At 71.1% G+C, this 18,693-nt stretch carries 19 protein-coding genes; 15 read left to right on the top strand and 4 right to left on the bottom strand.

Annotated features, from left to right (window positions below):
- Nucleotides 1–38: 38 nt before the first annotated feature.
- From RAB70_RS13680 to RAB70_RS13665, 4 genes are all read right to left on the bottom strand, one after another.
- Complete coding sequence (locus RAB70_RS13680) at nucleotides 39–830, bottom strand: hypothetical protein (protein ID WP_249042268.1); 792 nt, start codon at nucleotides 828–830, stop codon at nucleotides 39–41.
- A 94-nt stretch (nucleotides 831–924) separates the two neighbouring features.
- Nucleotides 925–1,320 (bottom strand): cytochrome c family protein, encoded by a 396-nt coding sequence (locus RAB70_RS13675; RefSeq protein WP_017913783.1) that lies wholly within the window; start codon nucleotides 1,318–1,320, stop codon nucleotides 925–927.
- 23 nt (nucleotides 1,321–1,343) lie between these two features.
- Nucleotides 1,344–2,708 carry a cytochrome C gene (locus RAB70_RS13670; protein ID WP_148828714.1) on the bottom strand — a complete coding sequence of 455 codons (1,365 nt, stop codon included), beginning with the start codon at nucleotides 2,706–2,708 and terminating at the stop codon, nucleotides 1,344–1,346.
- A gap of 65 nt (nucleotides 2,709–2,773) precedes the next feature.
- The gene (locus tag RAB70_RS13665) at nucleotides 2,774–3,286 is read right to left on the bottom strand and encodes a cytochrome b (protein WP_043092009.1); all 513 of its coding nucleotides are present in this window, start codon (nucleotides 3,284–3,286) and stop codon (nucleotides 2,774–2,776) included.
- A 276-nt stretch (nucleotides 3,287–3,562) separates the two neighbouring features.
- On the opposite strand from RAB70_RS13665, the gene RAB70_RS13660 reads away from it, so the two are divergent.
- The 15 genes from RAB70_RS13660 (at nucleotide 3,563) to RAB70_RS13590 (ending at nucleotide 18,580) form a co-directional block, all read left to right on the top strand.
- Nucleotides 3,563–3,979 carry an FdtA/QdtA family cupin domain-containing protein gene (locus tag RAB70_RS13660; protein WP_017909879.1) on the top strand — a complete coding sequence of 139 codons (417 nt, stop codon included), beginning with the start codon at nucleotides 3,563–3,565 and terminating at the stop codon, nucleotides 3,977–3,979.
- Nucleotides 3,980–3,983: 4 nt separating this feature from the next.
- A complete protein-coding gene (locus tag RAB70_RS13655; RefSeq protein WP_148828715.1) occupies nucleotides 3,984–4,649 on the top strand; it encodes an acetyltransferase in 666 nt (221 codons plus the stop codon).
- Between the two features lie 5 nt (nucleotides 4,650–4,654).
- Nucleotides 4,655–5,614 carry a hypothetical protein gene (locus RAB70_RS13650; protein WP_148828716.1) on the top strand — a complete coding sequence of 320 codons (960 nt, stop codon included), beginning with the start codon at nucleotides 4,655–4,657 and terminating at the stop codon, nucleotides 5,612–5,614.
- A complete protein-coding gene (locus RAB70_RS13645) occupies nucleotides 5,601–6,536 on the top strand; it encodes a GNAT family N-acetyltransferase (protein WP_148828717.1) in 936 nt (311 codons plus the stop codon). The genes RAB70_RS13650 and RAB70_RS13645 overlap by 14 nt, the downstream gene beginning before the upstream one ends.
- On the top strand, nucleotides 6,533–7,663 hold the full coding sequence (locus RAB70_RS13640; protein WP_148828718.1) for a DegT/DnrJ/EryC1/StrS aminotransferase family protein: 1,131 nt from the start codon (nucleotides 6,533–6,535) through the stop codon (nucleotides 7,661–7,663). The genes RAB70_RS13645 and RAB70_RS13640 overlap by 4 nt, the downstream gene beginning before the upstream one ends.
- Nucleotides 7,660–8,913: an O-antigen translocase gene (locus tag RAB70_RS13635; RefSeq protein ID WP_148828719.1), complete on the top strand. Its 1,254-nt coding sequence runs from the start codon at nucleotides 7,660–7,662 to the stop codon at nucleotides 8,911–8,913. The genes RAB70_RS13640 and RAB70_RS13635 overlap by 4 nt, the downstream gene beginning before the upstream one ends.
- Nucleotides 8,913–9,854: a glycosyltransferase gene (locus tag RAB70_RS13630; RefSeq protein WP_148828720.1), complete on the top strand. Its 942-nt coding sequence runs from the start codon at nucleotides 8,913–8,915 to the stop codon at nucleotides 9,852–9,854. The genes RAB70_RS13635 and RAB70_RS13630 overlap by 1 nt, the downstream gene beginning before the upstream one ends.
- On the top strand, nucleotides 9,851–11,017 hold the full coding sequence (locus RAB70_RS13625; protein WP_148828721.1) for a hypothetical protein: 1,167 nt from the start codon (nucleotides 9,851–9,853) through the stop codon (nucleotides 11,015–11,017). The genes RAB70_RS13630 and RAB70_RS13625 overlap by 4 nt, the downstream gene beginning before the upstream one ends.
- Before the next feature lie 11 nt (nucleotides 11,018–11,028).
- On the top strand, nucleotides 11,029–11,877 hold the full coding sequence (locus tag RAB70_RS13620) for a Wzz/FepE/Etk N-terminal domain-containing protein (RefSeq protein WP_148828722.1): 849 nt from the start codon (nucleotides 11,029–11,031) through the stop codon (nucleotides 11,875–11,877).
- A 108-nt stretch (nucleotides 11,878–11,985) separates the two neighbouring features.
- Complete coding sequence (locus RAB70_RS13615; RefSeq protein ID WP_148828723.1) at nucleotides 11,986–12,834, top strand: class I SAM-dependent methyltransferase; 849 nt, start codon at nucleotides 11,986–11,988, stop codon at nucleotides 12,832–12,834.
- Between the two features lie 2 nt (nucleotides 12,835–12,836).
- Nucleotides 12,837–14,069, top strand: coding sequence for an amidohydrolase family protein (locus RAB70_RS13610; RefSeq protein WP_148828724.1), 1,233 nt, complete (start codon nucleotides 12,837–12,839; stop codon nucleotides 14,067–14,069).
- On the top strand, nucleotides 14,066–14,761 hold the full coding sequence (locus tag RAB70_RS13605) for a class I SAM-dependent methyltransferase (RefSeq protein WP_148828725.1): 696 nt from the start codon (nucleotides 14,066–14,068) through the stop codon (nucleotides 14,759–14,761). The genes RAB70_RS13610 and RAB70_RS13605 overlap by 4 nt, the downstream gene beginning before the upstream one ends.
- Before the next feature lie 23 nt (nucleotides 14,762–14,784).
- Nucleotides 14,785–16,296 carry a B12-binding domain-containing radical SAM protein gene (locus tag RAB70_RS13600; protein WP_148828726.1) on the top strand — a complete coding sequence of 504 codons (1,512 nt, stop codon included), beginning with the start codon at nucleotides 14,785–14,787 and terminating at the stop codon, nucleotides 16,294–16,296.
- A 2-nt stretch (nucleotides 16,297–16,298) separates the two neighbouring features.
- Nucleotides 16,299–17,447, top strand: coding sequence for a glycosyltransferase family 4 protein (locus RAB70_RS13595; protein WP_192578930.1), 1,149 nt, complete (start codon nucleotides 16,299–16,301; stop codon nucleotides 17,445–17,447).
- Complete coding sequence (locus RAB70_RS13590) at nucleotides 17,444–18,580, top strand: glycosyltransferase family 4 protein (RefSeq protein WP_148828727.1); 1,137 nt, start codon at nucleotides 17,444–17,446, stop codon at nucleotides 18,578–18,580. The genes RAB70_RS13595 and RAB70_RS13590 overlap by 4 nt, the downstream gene beginning before the upstream one ends.
- Nucleotides 18,581–18,693 lie beyond the last annotated feature (113 nt).

Below are 18,693 nucleotides of genomic sequence, written 5' to 3'. Positions count from 1 at the left end.
GGTATGTGCCGGGGCGGCACGGAAAGGTTGCGCTCGCCTCAGAAGCTGCGGGAGACGCTGGCCACCCACGGCCACAGGCCGCGGTCGGCATAGCCGGTGCGGGCGTTGCTGAACACACGGTCCACCTCCAGGCTCCAGCGCCCGGCGTTCCAGATCAGCCCGGCGTGGCCGTAGCGATAGTGCGCCGTGTACTCCAGTCCGTACAGGGTCGGCGGCGCCTGGCTGACGCCGGCGCCCACCGACAGCGACAGTGGGCCGGTCAGCGGCTGGTGCGCGGTCAGGTCCAGCGCCCCGTACCAGCGCTGCTGCAGGCCGCTGTCGGGCATGCGGAAGGCGGCCAGCGACAGGCTCAGGCGGTCGCGGTAGCTCCAGCCCAGGCTGACCTCGTCGCGGTTGAACAGGCGGTTGGCGCGCGCGCCGGGGTAGCGGTACAGCAGCACCTCGGCCTGCAGTAGCCAGCTGTCGGACACGGTCCAGCTGCGCGACAGGCCGAGGCTGCTCATCAGCACCGTGCCCGGCGCGTCCAGCGCCACGCTGGCCGAGCCGCTCAGCGACCAGCCCGGCGCCGGCAGCCAGAACAGCGCGCCCTGCAAGGTCGGGGTCGCGCGGGTCACGGCGATGCCGCGGTCGACCAGTTGCGAGCTGATCCCGGCGGCGCCGCCGATGTCGCCGGCCGTCGCCGCCGGGGCGTGCAGGGCGGCCAGCGCCAGGGCCAGCGCCGCGCCGGCGCACGGATGCGCTGACCGCCGGGCCGCGGTGCCCGTCCTGCAACGCTGGGCGACGGCGGGTGGCCGGGACGAGGCACCGCGGACGGCAGGCAAAAAACGCACGGTGACTCGATGCTCGCAGGTCAGGAATCGGGCACGGGCGCGGCACGCTGGCCGGCCCGTCGGGCGCCGAATATGACCGGATCGGGCAGCGAGTTCAATGCAGGCTGTGCAGGTAGGCGATCAGGTCCTGCAACTGCTTGGCATCGTCCAGGCCGTCGTACTTCATCTTGCCGCCGGGCAGCGCCTTGGACGCCGGTTGCGAGAGGTAGCTGCGCAGCTTGTCGTCGCTCCAGGTCCACTGGCTCTGCTTCATCGCGTCGGAATAGGCGTAGTCCGGCACGCTGCCGGCGCGACGCCCGGCCACGCCGAACAGGGTCGGGCCCTTCTTGTTCTTGGCCGGCGCGGCGCTGTGGCATTCGGCACATTCGCTGGCGAACACGCCGGCGCCGGGCATGCCGCCGGCGGCCCGTGCGGACGGCGCCACCACGGCGGCCAGCGGCAGCAGGCCGGCCAGCAGGGTGCACAGGGAGAGGGCATGGGTGCGTTTCATGGGGGAAGCTCCGTGCGGGGGAATCAGAAAGCGAGGCTCAGGCTCAGCGCGAACTGGTTGAGGTCGCGCGGGCGGGTGACCGGGGTGGCCCCGAACACGTTGCCCGTGCTGCCGTTGAACTTGCTGAAACGGAACCAGGTCGCGGACAGGCGCAGGTTGGAGATCGACGAGTAACTGTCGTCCTTGCCGAACGGTGCCCACGAGGCGCTGATCAGGTTGCTGGTGGTGTCCGGCGCGCCGTACGGGCGGTAGCGGAACGGATCGTCCGAGCCGGTGTTGATGAAGTGCGCCAGCAGCAGGCTGTAGCTCTGCTTGTAGGTGTAGTTGAGGCTGATCGACTGGTCGCGCACGCTGGCCCGGCGCGGGCCGGCCAGGGCCGGGTTGGTCGGGTCGATCAGTGCGCTGCCGTAGCGGCGGCGCTCGTAGATGTTGAGGTAGCCGAGCTTGAGGATGTGCTCGCGGGTGCCCAGGAACTGGTAGTTGAGGTCGTAGCCGAGATCGGTGAAGTCGTCGCGCGGGCCGGTGCTGCGCGGCAGCTGCCGGCGCGTGGTCAGCGCGACCACGCCGGCGGAGAAGAACTGCCGCTTGAGGTCCTTCATGTAGCTCAGGCGCAGGTAGCCGGTGTCGCTGAGCTTGCCCGGATCGCCGCCGATGGCGTAGCCGAGATCGTCCTGGGTCGACACAGGCAGGGCGGTGTAGGTGCCGAGTTCGCCGTACCAGTTGCGGTCGTACAGGCCGTAGACGCTGGTGCCGATCACCCGGTTGGACAGCGACGACTGGTTGAGCAGGGTGGTCGAACTGGCATAGGCCGAGGCCGGACCCAGGCCGGAGGCGTTGGGCAGCATGCCGATCGGATCCTGGCTGCCGGGATTGTTGTTGACGCTGACGCCGAGCAGGGTGTCCTTGCCGCCGAGCTGGAAGCTCTTGACCACCGCGCGCAGGTCCACGTTGTCCAGGCGCGTGGTGTAGTCGTTCTTGCCGTTGTTGGTCCTGGCGACCTTGACGTAGCCGCCGACGTTGTCGGTGATGCGTCCGGCCAGGTACAGGTCGGCTTCGCTGAAGCGGGTGCGGCTCTCGCCGCGCGCCGGCACGCTGCGGGTGGCGGTGAGCTGGGCGGAGACCGGGATCTTGGTGCCGTTGCCGTCGCTGTCGGTGTAGCCGCCGAGCTTGAAGCGCATGCCGTACGGGGTCAGCGCTGGGCCGTAGGCGCCGATGTGGCAGTCGGCGCAGGACGAGCCGGTCTGCCGCGCGAATGCCGGCACCGCGGCCGCGCGCGGGCTCAGCACCAGCAGCAGCGAACCGAGCGCCGACCACAGCAGCGCCTGCTCGGCGCCGCGCGTCCTATCGCTGCGGGAGAAGGTGGAGGGGGACGACGGGGCCTGGTGCATGCGGAAAGTCCTTTGGCGGGCGGGTGGGGGCGGCGACGGACGCAAACGGGGAAGGGAGACGTGGCTCAGCGGCGGCGCAGGAACGGCAGCATCCGTTGCAGCACCGCGTCGCGGCGGACGAGGTGGTGCCACAGCGCCGCGCCGATGTGCAGCAGGATCAGGCCGAGCAGCAGCCAGGCCGCGTCCACGTGCCAGGCGCCCAGGGTGTCGGCGAGATCGGGATCGGGCGCGACCAGCTCCGGCAGCGTCGCGCCGAACAGATGCACCGGTTTGCCCATCGATTGGCTCAGCGCCCAGCCCAGCACCGGCAGGGTCAGCAGCAGCGCGTACATCACCACGTGGGTGGCGCCGGCCAGCAGGCGCATCAGCGCCGAACCTGCCTCCGGGTCGTGGCGCTTGCCCAGGCGCATCCGCAGCACGACGCGCAGGCAGAACAGGCCGAGCACGAACAGACCGAAGTGGCGGTGGCCTTCCAGCAGCCACTGCCGCCACATGCGGCCTTCGACCTCTTCGCGCAGCAGGATCAGCCCCGCCGCCAGCACCAGGCACAGCACGGTGAGCCAGTGCAGCCACACCATCGGCCGCGGCAACGCGGCCGATGCGGCAGCGGGGGACACAGGTGGTTTCGGAGCGGCCGGCGTGGGCGAGGTCATGGCGGTACGCGGTGTCCTTGGGGCAACGAAGTGGGGCGCAGCCCGACGCCGGCGGGGCATCGCGGCAGCGGTGGTCGTCGATGGGTGCCGGCGCTGCGGCGAAAGGTTGCGTCGCGCGGCGCGTCGGCTTCGCGCAACCTTTCCGCAGACCCGCGGCACTCAGCCTGGACACTCCGATGTGGAGCCCGGTCGGGCACTCTGATGGCAATCGAACGAATCCAGTTGCGGACGCACGGCGATGCGCGCGGACAGCTCGTGGCGCTGGAACAACAGCGCGACGTGCCTTTCGACATCCGCCGCGTGTACTACCTGTTCGCCACCCGCAACGGCGTGCACCGCGGCCAGCACGCGCACCGCCATCTCAACCAGTTGGCGGTGGCGCTGCACGGTTCGGTGTCGTTCCTGCTCGACGATGGCAGTGGACCGATGCAGGTGGTGCTGGACGATCCGCGGCAGGGCCTGCTGCTCGGCAGCATGGTCTGGCGCGATCTCTACGACTTCAGCGAAGACTGCGTGCTGATGGTGCTCGCCGACCAGGCCTACGATCCCACCGACTACATCTTCGACTACGACGAGTTCCTGCGCGAAGCCGCGGGCCTGCGCCGGCAGGAGGCCTGAAGCCATGGCACGTCCCCTGGTCATCGTCGGCGCCGGCGAACTGGCGCAGATCGCCTGCGAATACTTCACCCACGACAGCGACTACGCCGTGCTGGCCTTCAGCGTGGAGCGCGACTACCTGTCCACGCCCACCCTGGCCGGCCTGCCGGTGGTGGCCTACGAGGAACTCGAGCAACGCTATCCGCCGTCGCAGGTGGAGGTGTTCGTGGCGATTCCCGCCAGCGGCCTCAACCGGTTGCGCACGCGCTTCTACCTGGACGCCAAGCGCCGCGGCTACCGCATGGCCAGCTACGTCAGTTCGCACGCCTTCGTCTGGCGCAACGTGGAACTGGGCGAGCACTGCTTCGTGTTCGAGCACAACGTGCTGCAGCCGTTCACCCGCATCGGCTCCAACTGCATCCTGTGGAGCGGCAACCACGTCGGCCACCGCACGGTGATCCACGACCACGTGTTCGTGGCCTCGCACGCGGTGATTTCCGGCTACTGCGAGATCGGCGCGGGCAGCTTCGTCGGGGTCAACGCCACGCTGAGCGACCGGGTCAAGGTGGCCGCCGACAACGTGATCGGCGCCGGCGCGCTGCTGACCCGCGACACCGAGCCGGGACGCGTCTACGTCGGTGCGCCGGCGCGGGCGGTGGCCGGCAAATCCAGCTTCGACGTGGACCTGTGAGGCACATGTTCGCCTGGCACAAACGTGGTCTTGTCTTCGATACCGCACGCGATGGCGTCGGCGGCTGGATGCGGCATTCGGCGCTGACGCCGACGCCGCTGCGGCTGGATGCCGAGCGTCTGCGCATCTACGCCGGCTTCCGTGACGACGCGGGGGTCAGCCGCATCGGCTACGTCGACGTGCGCGCCGACGATCCGACCCGGGTGCTGGGCGTCAGCGCAGCACCCGTACTGGACATCGGCCGCGCCGGCTGTTTCGACGACAACGGCATGATCCTCGGCGACGTGGTGCAGGGGCCGGACGGTCTCTACATGTTCTACGTCGGCTTCCAGCAGGTGGCGAAGGCCAAGTTCCTGGCCTTCACCGGCCTGGCGGTGTCCACCGACGACGGCGACACCTTCCAGCGCCGCCAGGACACGCCGCTGCTGGACCGCGCGCCGGGCCGCAGCACCATCGCCGCGGTGCATTCGGCGCGCTATCGCGCTGGCCGCTGGCAGCTCTGGTACGCGGTGGGCGACGACTGGGAATGGCTCGGCGGCACGCCGTATCCGCGCTACCACATCCGCTGCGTGGAGACCGACGACCTGCAGGCGGTCCCGCGGCAGGACACCGTCTGCCTGCAACCGCAAGGCGACGAATACCGTATCGGCCGCCCGCGGGTGTACCGGCACGGTGGCCGCTATCTGATGTGTTTCACCCACGGCAGCCGCGATGGTGCCTATCTGCCAGGCATGGCCGTCAGCGACGACGGCCGCCACTGGCAGCGCTGCGACACGGCGCTGGGCCTGCCGCTGTCGGCCGAGGGCTGGGATGCGCGCACGCTGTGCTACCCGGCGCTGCTCCGCCACGACGAGCGGCTGTTGCTGTTCTACAACGGCAACGACATGGGCCGCGACGGCTTCGGCGTGGCCGAGGCGGTGCTGCCCGCTGGCACCGTCTGGGAGGATGACGATGCTGTCGGTTAGGGCCTACACCGCGGCCGACGCACCGCTGTGGGATGCCGTGGTGGAGGCCTCACGCAACGGCAATCTGCTGCACCGGCGCGGCTACATGGACTATCACGCGGCGCGCTTCGTCGATGCCTCCTTGCTGGTCGAGGACGCCGGCACGCCGGTGGCGGTGTTCCCGGCCAACCGCGACGGCGACGTGGTGACCAGCCATGCCGGACTCAGCTATGCCGGTCTGGTGTCGACCCACGCGCTGCGCGCGACGGCCACGCTGGAAGTGTTCGAGCGCATCGCGGCGCATTACCGCGACGCCGGCGTGCGCATACTGCTGTACAAGGCGGTGCCGCATCTGTTCCACCGCAGTCCGGCGGAGGAGGATCTGTACGCGCTGCATCGGTTGGATGCGCGCCTCTACCGTCGCGACCTGTCCTCGGCGGTGCCGCTGCGCGTGCCGCCGCGCTTCGCTGCCGCACGCAAGCGCTCGGTGGCCAAGGCGCGCCGCGCCGGGCTGCGCGTGCAGCGTGTGGACGACCCGGCGCCGCTGCATGCGCTGCTGGGCGAGGTCCTGCAACGCCACGACGCGCGTCCGACCCACAGCCTGGACGAACTGCGCCTGCTGTGCGCGCGCTTCCCGGCGCAGATCGTGCCGTATGAAGTCCGCGACGGCGTGGACCTGCTGGCCGGCACGCTGGTGTACGACTTCGGCCACGTCGTCCACACCCAATACCTGGCCTGCTCGGAGCAGGGCCGCCGCGCCGATGCGCTGAGCCTGCTGCTGGCCGAGCTGATCGAGCAGGTCTACGCGCAGCGCGACTTCCTCAGCCTGGGCATTTCCACCGAGCAGCAGGGCCAGGTGCTCAATGCCGGCCTGGTCGAGCAGAAGGAGCGCTTCGGCGCGCGCGCGGTGGTTCACGATTTCTACCGTTGGGAGTTGCAATGAGCCTGCCGCCGGCCAGCGTGCCGTTCCTGGATCTGCGGGCAAGCAATGCACGCTATGCCGATGAGCTCAAGGCCGCAGCGGCACGGGTGATCGATTCGGGCTGGTATGTGCTCGGCGAGGAGCTGGAGGCGTTCGAGCGCGAGTTCGCCGCCTACTGCGGCACCGCTCACGCCATCGGCGTCGGCAACGGCATGGACGCGCTGACCCTGATCCTGCGCGGCTACCGCGCGCTGGGCCGGCTGCACGAAGGCGACGAGGTGCTGGTGCCGGGCAACACCTTCATCGCCAGCTTCCTGGCGATCAGCGAGAACCGGCTGCGGCCGGTACCGCTGGAGCCGGAGGCGGCCAGCTTCAATCTGGATCCGGCGCAGGTGGAGCGGGCGATCGGCCCGCGCACCAGGGCGATCCTGGCGGTGCACCTGTATGGACAGCTGGCCGACATGACCGCACTGCGTGCCATCGCCGAACGCCATGGGGTGCTGCTGCTCGAGGACGCCGCGCAGGCGCATGGCGCGCGCCGCAACGGCCGCCATGCGGGCAGCTTCGGCCACGCCGCCGGCTTCAGCTTCTTCCCTGGCAAGAACCTGGGCGCGTTGGGCGACGCCGGCGCCGTGACCACCGACGACGCCGAACTTGCGGCGCAACTCCGCGTGCTGCGCAACTACGGCTCGGACATCAAGTACCGGCATCTGGTGCAGGGCGTGAACTCGCGCCTGGACGAGCTGCAGGCGGCGCTGTTGCGGGTCAAGCTGCGTCACCTGGATGCCGATATCGCCGCGCGCCGCGCGATCGCCCATTGCTATCTCGACGGCATCGCGCATCCGCAGATCGCCGTGCCGCAGGTGGCCGACCCGGCGGCGCATGCGTGGCACCTGTTCGTGGTGCGCTGCGCGCAACGCGACGCGCTGCAACGGCATCTGCAGGCTCAGGGCGTGCACTGCCTGGTGCATTATCCGACGCCGCCGCATCGGCAGCCGGCCTATCCGGAACTGGCCACCCTGCAGTTGCCGCTGTGCGAGCGCTTGGGCGCCGAGGTGTTGAGCCTGCCGATCGGCCCGACGCTGGACGCTGCGGCAGTGGCGCAGGTGATCGATGCCTGCCAGCGTTTCGGGGGTGTGGCGGCATGAACGTGCTGCGCAGCGGCGTGTACAGCGGCGTGGCCACCGCGGCCAAGCTGCTGTCCGCATTGCTGGTGCTGAAGCTGGTGGCGGTGTACGCCGGCCCGGCCGGGGTCGCCCGGCTCGGCCAGTTCACCAGCCTGATGTCGCTGCTGGCGGTGGTGGCCGGCGGCGGCATCGGCGCAGGCGTGGTCAAGTACGTGGCCGAGTACCGCGATGATACGGCTGCGCTGAACCGATTGCTCGGCAGCGCACTGGGCTACGCCTGCGCCGCCGCGATCGCGATGGGCGTGGCCGCGCTGCTGTGCAGCCGCCTGATCGCCGAGCGCCTGCTCGGCGACGCGCAGTACCAGCCGCTGATCTGCGTGCTGGCGGTGGCGCAGCTCGGCATCGCGCTGGCCAACTACATCCTGGCGGTGGTCAACGGTTTCATGGACGTGCGTCGGCTGGCCTTCGTCCAGGTCAGCGGCGCGGTGCTGAGCGTGCTGCTGGTGGCCGCACTGGCGCACGGCATGGGCCTGTCCGGGGCGCTGCTGGGCCTGGTGCTGGGGCAGGTGGCCTGGCTGTGCGCCGGCGTGCCGGCGCTGCGACGCAGCCCGTATTTCCGCCGCGAGATGCTGCGCATCCGTTTCGATCCGGCGATGGTGCGGCGACTGGCCGGCTTCTCGGTCATGACCCTGGCCTCCGCGCTGCTGCCGCTGCTGGTCAACATCGGCGTGCGCGATCATCTGGCCGGCCAGTTCGGCTGGCAGCAGGTCGGTTACTGGCAGGCGGTGAGCCGCGTGTCCGATGCCTATCTGCTGTTCTTCACCACCGCCATCAACGTCTACTACCTGCCCAAGTTGGCGGCGTTGCATACGCGGCAGGCGCTGTGGCAGGAACTGCGCGGTGCCTATCGCTACGTGCTGCCGGCGGTGCTCCTCGCCGCAGCGGCGGTGTACCTGTGCCGCGACTGGATCACCCGGCTGCTGTTCTCGGCCGATTTCGCCGCTGCATTGCCGCTGTACGCGCCGCAACTGCTCGGCGACGTGCTCAAGATCGCCTCCTTCGTGCTGTCCTACCTGATGCTGGCCAAGGCGATGACGCGGCTGTTCGTGCTCTCCGAATGCCTGTTCGCCGCCAGCTACCTCGGCCTGGTGGTGCTGTTCACCGCGCGCATGGGCCTGATCGGCGCGGTCTACGCGTTCGCCTGCAACTACGCGCTGTACCTGGCATTCAACATGCTGGTGGTGCGCCGCTACCTGCGAGGACTGGGCTGATGGACGCAATGTATACCCTGACGACGCTGCCGCTGGTGTCGGTGCTGATTCCGGCCTACAACCACGCGCGCTTCGTGCAGCGCTGCCTGGACAGCGTGCTGGAAGACCCGTACCCGAACAAGGAGCTGGTGATCGTCGACGACGGGTCCAGCGACGGCACCGCCGAGCGCATCGCCGAGTGGATCGCGCAGCACGGCGACAGATTGCACGTGCGCTTCTGGCCGCGCGAGAACCTCGGCATCGCCGCCACGCTCAACCACCTGGTGGCGATGGCGCGCGGCGAGTTCCTGCGCCTGGGGGCCAGCGACGACTATCTGCTGCCCGGCGGGCTGGGCGTACAGGTGGCCTACCTGAGCGCGCATCCGCACAAGGCCGCGGTGATCGGCGACGCCATCGTGGTCGACACCCAGGGCCGCACCGTGCACCAGAGCAGCATGCGCGACCTGCACGGCGTGGACAAACGCCTGTACCTGAGCGAGGCCGGCATCCGCCGCGCGGTGATCCGGCACTGGGCGGTGAGCGGGGCGGTGGCGCTGGTCCGGCGCAGCGCGCTGCAGCCGGGCGCCGAATGGGACGAGGGCCTGCGCATCGAGGACTGGGACTTCTTCCTGCGCCTGGTCGCGCGCGACGCCCTGGGCTTCCTGGATGTGGCGGTCTGCGCCTACCGCGTGCACGACCACAACGCCAGCCGCACCCGGCATCTGCCCAGCCGCCTGGCCAACCTGGCCGAGTCGCGGCAGGTGGCGTTGCGCCGCGCACGCTTGTTCGATCCGGCCTGCCGCACCCTGCTGCACGCGCAGGCGCACTACATCGCCGCCAAGATCGCGTTCCTGCGGCGCAGCCCGCTGGCGCTGGGCGGGCATCTGCTGGCGCATGCGTGGCTGTCGCTGTTGGCGCGGCTGCGCCAGGGCGGCCAACCGACGCTGGCCCAGCGCGGATGAGCCGGCTGCTGCGCCTGCCGTCGGCGTATTTCGGCCTGCCGCTGCTGCTGAGCTGCGCGCTGACCCTGCTCACCTTCGACCTGCCGCCGGGCTATCTTGCCGGCATCGCACTGCTGGCCGCCGTGGCGCTGGCGACGCTGGGCCTGGATGCGCTGCTCGGCATCCGCCTGCCGCCGCTGGCGGCGTTCCGGTCGCGCGAGTACGCCGGCACGCGCGAGGCCTTCGTCGCGCTCGGCCTCGCCGCGGCGGTGGGGCTGTTCTGCCTGCTGGACCTGCTGCTGTTCCCGATCCCGTTGCTGCACAACCCCTCCGCCTACGCCGACCTGAGCCCGCTGCAAGCGCACGTGCGGCATGTGTCGAACATATGCTGGATCCTGCCGCCGATCGGCCTGCTGTGCGTGCGCGAGCGCAGCGTGCGCAATGCGCTGCTGTTGGCCGGCTTCGCGTTCCCGGTGTTGGTGATCGACCGCAACCGCCTGTTCGCGGCAGTGTTCAGCGTCGGCCTGTTGCTGTTGCTGCGCCGCGACCCGGCACGGCCGCTGCCGTGGAAACGGGTACTGGCGCTGCTGTGCGCCGGCGCCGCCGCGTTCTCGCTGTTGGGCACGCTGCGCTCGGGCTCGCTGGATTCGGTGGCGCTGCCGTTCGGTGCGCTGTACCGGGCCGCGCCGCAGGGCATCAAGTGGCTGCTGCTGTACATCGGCGCCGGCCCGTACAACTTCGGCGCGCTGCTCAGCAAGGGCTACGCCAACGCCAGTTTCCTGATCAACCAACTGGTGCCGCTCAGCGGTTCCATCGCCACGGCAGGGACCGGCATCCCGTTGGATGCGCCGAACATCAATGTCGGCACCGAGTTCCTGCCGTTCCTGCTGGCCGGCGGCCCCGGTGCCGCGCTGGCGGCGATGCTGGCGCTGTACGCGGCGCTGCTGTGGAGCGTTCGCCTGCTCGGACGCGGCGTGGCGCTGTTCAACCTGCTGGTGTTCCTGCGCATCGCCTACGCCTGCGTGATGTCGCCGTTCGCGCCGCAGGCGTTCACCTGGACCAATGCCGGCTTCGTCGCGCTGTGCCTGCTGCTGCACGCCTGCAGCGCCTTGCTGCCGAACCGCCGCGAGCCCGCCGCGGACGCGGCCCTGCCTTCCGTTTCCCCGAGATCCCCGCTGCCATGACCGACACCGCCATGCCCCAAGACGAAATCTACCTGCTCGACCTGTGGCGGATCCTGCGGTGCGAATGGCGCTGGTGCCTGCTGCCGCTGCTGCTGGCATTGGCGCTGGCGGCACTGTTCCTGCACGGCGCGACCCGCCAGTGGCAGGCCACCGCCTGGGTGCAGGTCGGCGAGTTCGGCCCGACCCCGGCCGGGCGCGACCCCAAGCTGGAGCCGTTCCAGCGGGTGATCGACCGGATCAAGACCCGGCAGTTCCAGGAACAGGTGCTGCACAGCGCCGGCGTGGCCCTGGACAGCCGCCAGGCCGCGCTATACCGCGACAGCCTGAAGCTGGACCCCGACCCGTACGCCAACCTGATCCAGTTGACCCTGCGCGCGCAATCGCCGCAGCAGGCGCGACAACTGGCCACGGCCACCATCGCACAGTTGCAGGCGCTGCACCGGCGCATCCAGGCCGGTCCGCTGCAGCAGGCCACCGCGCGGCTGCAGGAGCTGGCCGCGGACATCGCCGCGACCCAGGCCGAGCGCGACCGCCTGCTGCAGCAGCAGCGCGAAGGCCGCGGCAGCGTCGAGCAGCAATTGCTCGGCAACATGCTGTTGTCGGAGAAGACCACCACGCTGCGCGGCCTCAAAGCCGAGCGCGAGGATCTGCTCGGCCGGCTCGGCACGCGCTACACCTACGACACCTCGGCGCCCTGGGAGACCTACGTGCCGCCGCGCGCGGCGTTTCCCAACCCGGTGCTGGTGCTGGCGGCGGCGCTGCTGGCCGGGCTCGGCGGCGGCGTGCTGGCCGCGGTGGTGCGCAATGCGCTGCGCCGGCGGCAGGCGCGGCCGACAGAGGCAAGCGTCGCCGCCGCATAACAGCAGCTCGTCGATTCAACCAAACGGCGCTGCCGCCGCACCTACCTGCAGTACCGCGCGCTCGATGCGCGCGGATTCCGACAAGGGCAGGGCAGTGGAGAGGTGCAGGTGACAGCGAATGGCAAGGCGGGTGCAACGGCGCACACGACCACTCTGGACCCGGTGCGGTTGCTGGACACGCAGCGCGCCTTCGACAGCGTGGCCGCCGATTACGACGGCCCGCGCGGCAACAACGCGCTGATCCAGCGCATGCGCACCACCCTGTGGGACACGGTGGCGACGCAGTTGCCGGTCGGCTCGCGGCTGGTCGATCTGGGCTGCGGCACCGGCCTGGATGCGCACGCCTTCGCCCAGCGCGGCTACCGCGTACTGGCCACCGACTGGTCGCCGCAGATGGTGGAGCGCACCCGTGCCCGCGCGCAGGATCCCAGTCTGCGCGGCCGGCTCAGCGTGGCCCATGTCGGCATCCAGCAACTGGATCTGCTCGACGGCGAGTTCGACGGCATGTACTCCAACTTCGGCCCGCTCAACTGCGCGCCGGATCTGCCCGACGTCGCGCGCCACTGCGCACGGCTGCTGCGCCGCGACGGCCGCCTGGTGTTCTCGGTGATCGGTCGCCTGTGCCCGTGGGAGCTGGGCCACTACCTGCTGCGCGGCCGCGTTCGCCGTGCCGCCGTCCGCGCCGCACGTGGCGCCACCGCCGTGGGCATGAACGGGCACACGATCTGGACCTGGTACTACTTCCCACGCGAGTTCTACCGCGCGTTCGCGCCGCATTTCGCGCTGGAGTCGTATCGCGCGCTCAGCCTGTGCCTGCCGCCGCCGTACCTGGTCGACCACTACCAGCGCCATCCGCGCCTGGGCGAGGCGCTCGGCCGCCTCGATGACCGCGTCGGCGGCTGGCCGCTGCTGCGCGACATGGGCGATCACTTCCTGATCGTGATGCGCAAGCGCTGAGCATGGCCGCGTCTGCCGCCCCCATCGACCTCTGCCTGGAGGGTGCGCGCGTCGCGCACGCCTGTGGGGCGGTGCACGCGCCGCTGGCGCTGCGCGCCGGCCGGATCGCCGCGGCGGCCACGCCGGCCGCGCTGCGCATCGATCTGCACGGGCAATTGGTGCTGCCCGGCTTGATCAACGCCCACGAGCATCTGCACGTCAATGCGGTGCCGCCGCTGCCGCAGGCCGCACCATTCGCCAACAGCTACGCCTGGATCGGCGCCTTCGCCGCGCATTTCCGCACGCCGGCGGTGACCGCCGCGCTGGCCCTGCCCAAGTCGCTGCGGCTGCGCCATGGCGGGCTGAAGAACCTGCTGGCCGGGGTGACCTGCGTGGCCCACCACGATCCCTGGCATGCCGCGCTGGACGCGGCCGACTTCCCGGTGGCGCTGCTGCGCGAGTTCGGCTGGAGCTACACCTTGCACGGCCCCGACTACGGACCGCCGCTGGCACGGAGCTTCGCCGCGGCGTCCGCCGCCGGCTGGCCGTGGATGATCCACCTGGCCGAAGGTACCGACGCGGTGGCCGCCGGCGAACTCGCCGAGTTGGAGCGGCGCGGCTATCTGGCGGACAACACGGTGCTGATCCACGGCGTGGGCCTGGGCGCGGACGACGTCGCCCGCGTGCTCGCCTGCGGCGCGGCGGTGGTGTGGTGCCCGAGCAGCAACCTGACCCTGCTCGGACGCACCCTCGATCCGCAGCGCCTGAGCGCGGCCGGGCGCCTGGCGCTGGGCAGCGATGCGCGGGTCAGCGGCGGACGCGACCTGCTCGAGGATCTGCGCCTGGCTGCCGCCCACGGCCTGGACGCGACCCAGGCACTGCGCCTGGCCACGACCGCCGCGGCCGACATCCTGCGCGTGCCGGATCGTGGGCATCTGGCGCCGGGCGCACACGCCGATCTGCTGATCGTCGCCGACCGTGGCGGGGCGCCGGCGCAGAGCCTGGTCGGGCTGCCGCGCAGCGCGCTGCGCGCGGTGGTGCGCGATGGTCGTCCGCGCATCGCCGATCCCGATTTCGCCCCATGGTTCGCCGCGTCCGGGGTGGATACGGTGCCGGTGACGCTGGACGGCGTGCCGAAGCTGCTGGCCACAGATCTCGCCGACCCGGCGCTGCTCGCGCTGGAGCCGGGCCTGGAAGTCCAGATTGCGCCGCCGCGTTCACGACTGACCCATTTGTCGCAGGAATGCCCCGCATGAGCGCCGTCCCGACCCTCGATCCGCTGACCGCCTATGCGCTGTGGGCGGACAGCTACCCGGCGCAGGCGCACAACCCGGTGATGCAGGCCGAGCAGCGCGCCATGCTGGCCTTGCTGCCGCTGTCGTTGCGCGGCCAGCACGTGCTAGATGCCGGCTGCGGCAGCGGCCGCTACCTGCTGCATGCGCTGCAGCGTGGCGCCGGCCACGTCACCGGCGTGGACCTGTCGCCACAGATGCTGACACGCGCCGCGCAGGAACTGGGCGACGTCGATACCGGCCGCTACACGCTGCGCGAAGGCCGCCTGGAGGCCTTGCCGCTGGCCGACGCCAGCGCCGATCTGAGCCTTTGCGCGCTGGCGCTGGGGCACCTGCCGCAGCTGCCGCCGGCCCTGGCGGAACTGCGCCGGGTCACCCGTCCCGGCGGCTGGGTGCTGTGCAGCGACGTGCACCCGATCGGCCCGGCGCTGGGCTGGCGCCGCGACTTCAAGGCCGGCGGCCAGCGCTACGCGGTGCGCCACACCCAGCACCTGTACAGCCACTGGCACGCCGCCTGCGCCGCGCTCGGGCTGGCTATCGACGCAGTCAGCGAACCGATGCTCGACCCGGCGGACATCCCTGCCGGCGCCCATTTCGATCCCGCTGCATTGGAGGTGCCGGTGGCCCTGGTGCTGCGCCTGCGGCGCCTGCCGTGACCCCCGTCCTGCGTTCGCCCCGTATGTCCTCCACACCCAACACGCTGCTGGTCAATCCCACCATCACCAAGCCGTCCAGCGCCCGCTTTCCGCTGTCGCTGCTGAACCTGGCGGCGGCGCTGGATCGCACTGGCGACAGCCGCATCATCGACGGCAATGTCGACCGCGACTTCATCGACCGCAGCCTGCAGGCGCTGCAGGAGCAGCGCTTCGATGCGGTCGGCATCAGCGTGATGGGCGGGCCGCAACTGGCACCGTCGATCGCACTGTCGCAGGCCATCCGTGCGCGCTTCCCGGCACTGCCGATCGTCTGGGGCGGCTATTTTCCCACGCTGTACCCGGACACCGCGCTGGCCGCGCCGTACGTGGACTATGCGATCCGCGCGCAGGGCGAGGACACCTTGCCGGAACTGCTGGCCGCCTTGCGTGGCGAAGGGCCGACGCTGGCGCAGGTCGACGGGCTGTCCTGGAAGCAGGACGGGGCGGTGGTGCACAACCGCAACCGCGCGTTCCAGCGTGGCGATGCACTGCCGTCGCTCCCCTACGAGAAGCTGGGTGAGCCGCGCCGCTACCTCGGCCGCACCTTTCTCGGCCAGCGCACCGCCTCGCACCAGGCCGCGCTGGGTTGCCGCTTCCGCTGCACCTTCTGCGGGGTGGCGGCGATGTTCGGCGGCGCCACCGCCTTGCCGACCGCGGCCCGCCTGGAACGCGAGCTGGGCTATCTGAAATACGGCCTGGGCGCGGACTCGATCCAGTTCTTCGACCACAACTTCTTCGACCGCGAAGCCGACATGATCCCGCTGCTGGAGGTGATGGCGAAGCTGGAACTGCCGTGGTGGTGCTACGCCCGCGCCGACGCGCTGCTCAACCTGTCCGAGAGCACCTGGAAGCTGGTGCGCAAGAGCCGCCTGCGCATGGCCTACATCGGCGCCGAGTCGCCGAGCGGGGCGATGCTCAAGGAGATCCGCAAGGGCACGCGGCCGGACCAGACGCTGGAAGTGGCCGAACTGTGCCGGCGCAACGGGGTGATCCCGGAGCTGTCGTTCATGGTCGCGCCGCCGCAGGACAGCGAACGCGAGACCGAGCAGACGTTCGAGTTCATCCGCGAGCTGAAGCGGATCAACCCGCAGTCGGAAATCATCGTCTACGTGTACACGCCGCTGCCGGACAGCAGCCGCCACGAGAAGGACCGCGGCCGCCGCGCCGGCACGCCCTTGCTCGACCGCGACGGCGTGCCGGTGCAGTTCCCGCGCACGCCGGAGGAATGGGCCCAGCCGCAGTGGGTGGACTACGCCTGCCACGCCGATGCGCCCTGGCTCACCGATGCGCTGCGCCAGCGCATCCGCGATTTCGTCACCGTGCTCGGCTGCCGCTATCCCACCGCGCAGGACCAGCGCTCGCCGGGCTGGGCCAAGCGCGGCCTCAGCGCGCTGGCCGCGTGGCGCTACCGCTACCGGCGCTACGACCGGCCATGGGAACTGAACCTGGCCAACCGGCTGGTGCGCCTGCACCGGCCGCAGGTGTCCGGGATCTGAGCATGGACGGCAACGTCGACCGCGCCGTGCATGCCGTGCAACTCAACTTCGTGCCGTTGCCGGACGGGGTGACGCCGGAGCAGGCGTTCGCGCTGTGGCCGTCGCTGGTCGACATCGCCGAGGCGGTGGCCAGCGCCGGCACCCGCGTTTCGGTGATCCAGGCCGCCGCGGTCGATGCGCACCTGCAGCGCAACGGCGTGAACTATCACTTCGTGCGCCGTGCCGAGAGCGGGCGCCGGCGCCATCTGCGCCGCATCGCCGCGCTGCTGGCCGAGCTGGAGGCCGACGTGGTGCACGTGCATGGCCTGCAGTTCGCGCGCGAGGCGGCGACGCTGGCGCGCTGGCGGCCGTCGCGGCCGATCCTGCTGCAGGACCACGCCAACCGTCCGCCGCGCTGGTGGCGGCGGCCGCAGTGGCGGCGCTGGTACGCCGCCGCCGCCGGCATCGCCTTCACCTCGCTGGAGCTGGCGCGCGGTTTCGTCGGCGCCGGACTGTTCGCCGGATCCACGCGCCTGTTCGCCATTCCCGAATCCAGTTGCCGCTTCACTCCCGGCGAGCGCGATCAGGCGCGCCGCGACAGCGGGCTGCATGGCGCGCCCTGCGTGCTGTGGGTCGGCCATCTGAGCGAGGGCAAGGATCCGCTCACCGTGCTCGACGGCGTGGCCCGCGCCAGCGAGCAACTGAGCGGGCTGCAGCTGTTCTGCGCGTTCGGCGATGCGCCGCTGCTGCCGGTGGTGCAACAGCGCATCCAGGCCGATCCGCGGCTGGCCGGCCGCGTGCACCTGCTGGGCCGAATGGAGCACGCGCAGATCCAGACCCTGATGCGCGCGGCCGACCTGTTCGTGTCCGGCAGCCTGGGCGAGAGCTGCGGCTACGCGGCGCTGGAGGCCTATGCCTGCGGCACGGTGCCGGTGTTGACCGACATCCCGGCGTTCCGTGCGCTCAGCGACGGCGGCCGGGTCGGCGCGCTGTGGCCCTGCGGCGACGCCGAACGCCTGGCCACCGCGCTGCTGCGGGCCTCGCGCGACGGGCCGTCGCGGGCGCTGGTGCGCGCGCATTTCGATGCGCAGCTGTCGTTCGCGGCAGTCGGACGGCGCTGGGCGCGCGCCTATGCGCAGTTGCTCGGTGCCACGTCGCGGAGCGCGGCATGAAGCTGGCGCTGGTGGTGCCGGGCGGCGTCGACCGCAGCGGCGAGTACCGGGTGATTCCGGCCTTCCTGAGCCTGATCGAACGCCTGGCGCGCATGCATGAATTACACGTCTTCGTGCTGCACCAGGAACCGCTGCCGGCGCAATGGGACCTGCTGGGTGCGCGGATCCACAACATCGGTGCGGCGCGTACGCGCTGGCGCGCGATCGCCGCGATCCGCGCCGAGCACCGCCGCGCGCCGTTCGACGTGGTGCAGTCGCTGTTTTCCGGCCACTGCAGCCTGATCGCGGTGGCGGCAGCGCGCTGGCTGCGGCGGCCGAGCCTGGTGCACATCGCCGGCGGCGAACTGGTCGCACTGCATGCGATCGGCTACGGCGGCCGGCGCAAATGGCAGGGGCGGCTGCGCGAAGCGCTGGTGTTGCGCCTGGCGAGTGCGGTGACCGCCGCCAGCGCGCCCATCCTCGACAGCTTGCGGGCGTTGGGCATCGCCGCCGAACGCGTGCCGCTGGGCGTGGACCTGCGCGCCTGGCCACCGCGCCCGCCGCGCCCGCGCGGGGAGGGTCCGGCGCGGCTGTTGCACGTGGCCAGCCTCAATCCGGTGAAGGACCAGACGACCCTGTTGCGCGCACTCGCTGCGCTGGCCCGCGCCGGGGTCGACTTCCGCATCGACTTGGTCGGCGTGGACACCCTCGACGGCGCGATGCAGCGCCTGGTCGCCACGCTGGGCCTGAGCGCGCGCGTGCGCTTCCTCGGCTTCAAGACCCAGCGCGACCTGCGGCCGCTGGTGGAGGCGGCGGATCTGCTGGTGTTGTCGTCGCAGCACGAGGCCGGGCCGCTGGTGTTGCTGGAAGCGGCGGTGGCCGGCGTGCCGACCGTGGGCACCGCGGTCGGGCATCTGCAGGAGTGGGCGCCGTCGGCGGCGCTGGCGGTGCCCGTGGGCGACTGGGCCGGGCTGGCCGATGCGCTGCGCCAGGTACTCAGCGACGACGACCTGCGCCTGCGCCTGGCCTGGGCGGCGCAATGCCGGGCCTTGCGCGAGGACGCCGACTGCAGCGTGCGCGGCTTCACCGCGCTGTACCAGCGCCTGTGCGCACCGCGCCGCACCGATGAGCGGCGCGCGGCGCAGAACGGTTGACGCGCAGCGCGGCGTGCCGGCGCTTCGCCTTTAAGAGGGCATCGCGTTTTGTCGTAGGAGAGGCTTCAGCCGCGACAGCCATTCCTGTGGCGTGTGTCGCGGCTGAAGCCGCT

The organism is Xanthomonas sontii, assembly GCF_040529055.1.
GTDB classification, from domain to species: Bacteria; Pseudomonadota; Gammaproteobacteria; order Xanthomonadales; family Xanthomonadaceae; genus Xanthomonas_A; species Xanthomonas_A sontii.
Note: the sequence above shows the minus strand (reverse complement) of the source record. Positions and strands in the feature narration are given on the sequence as shown.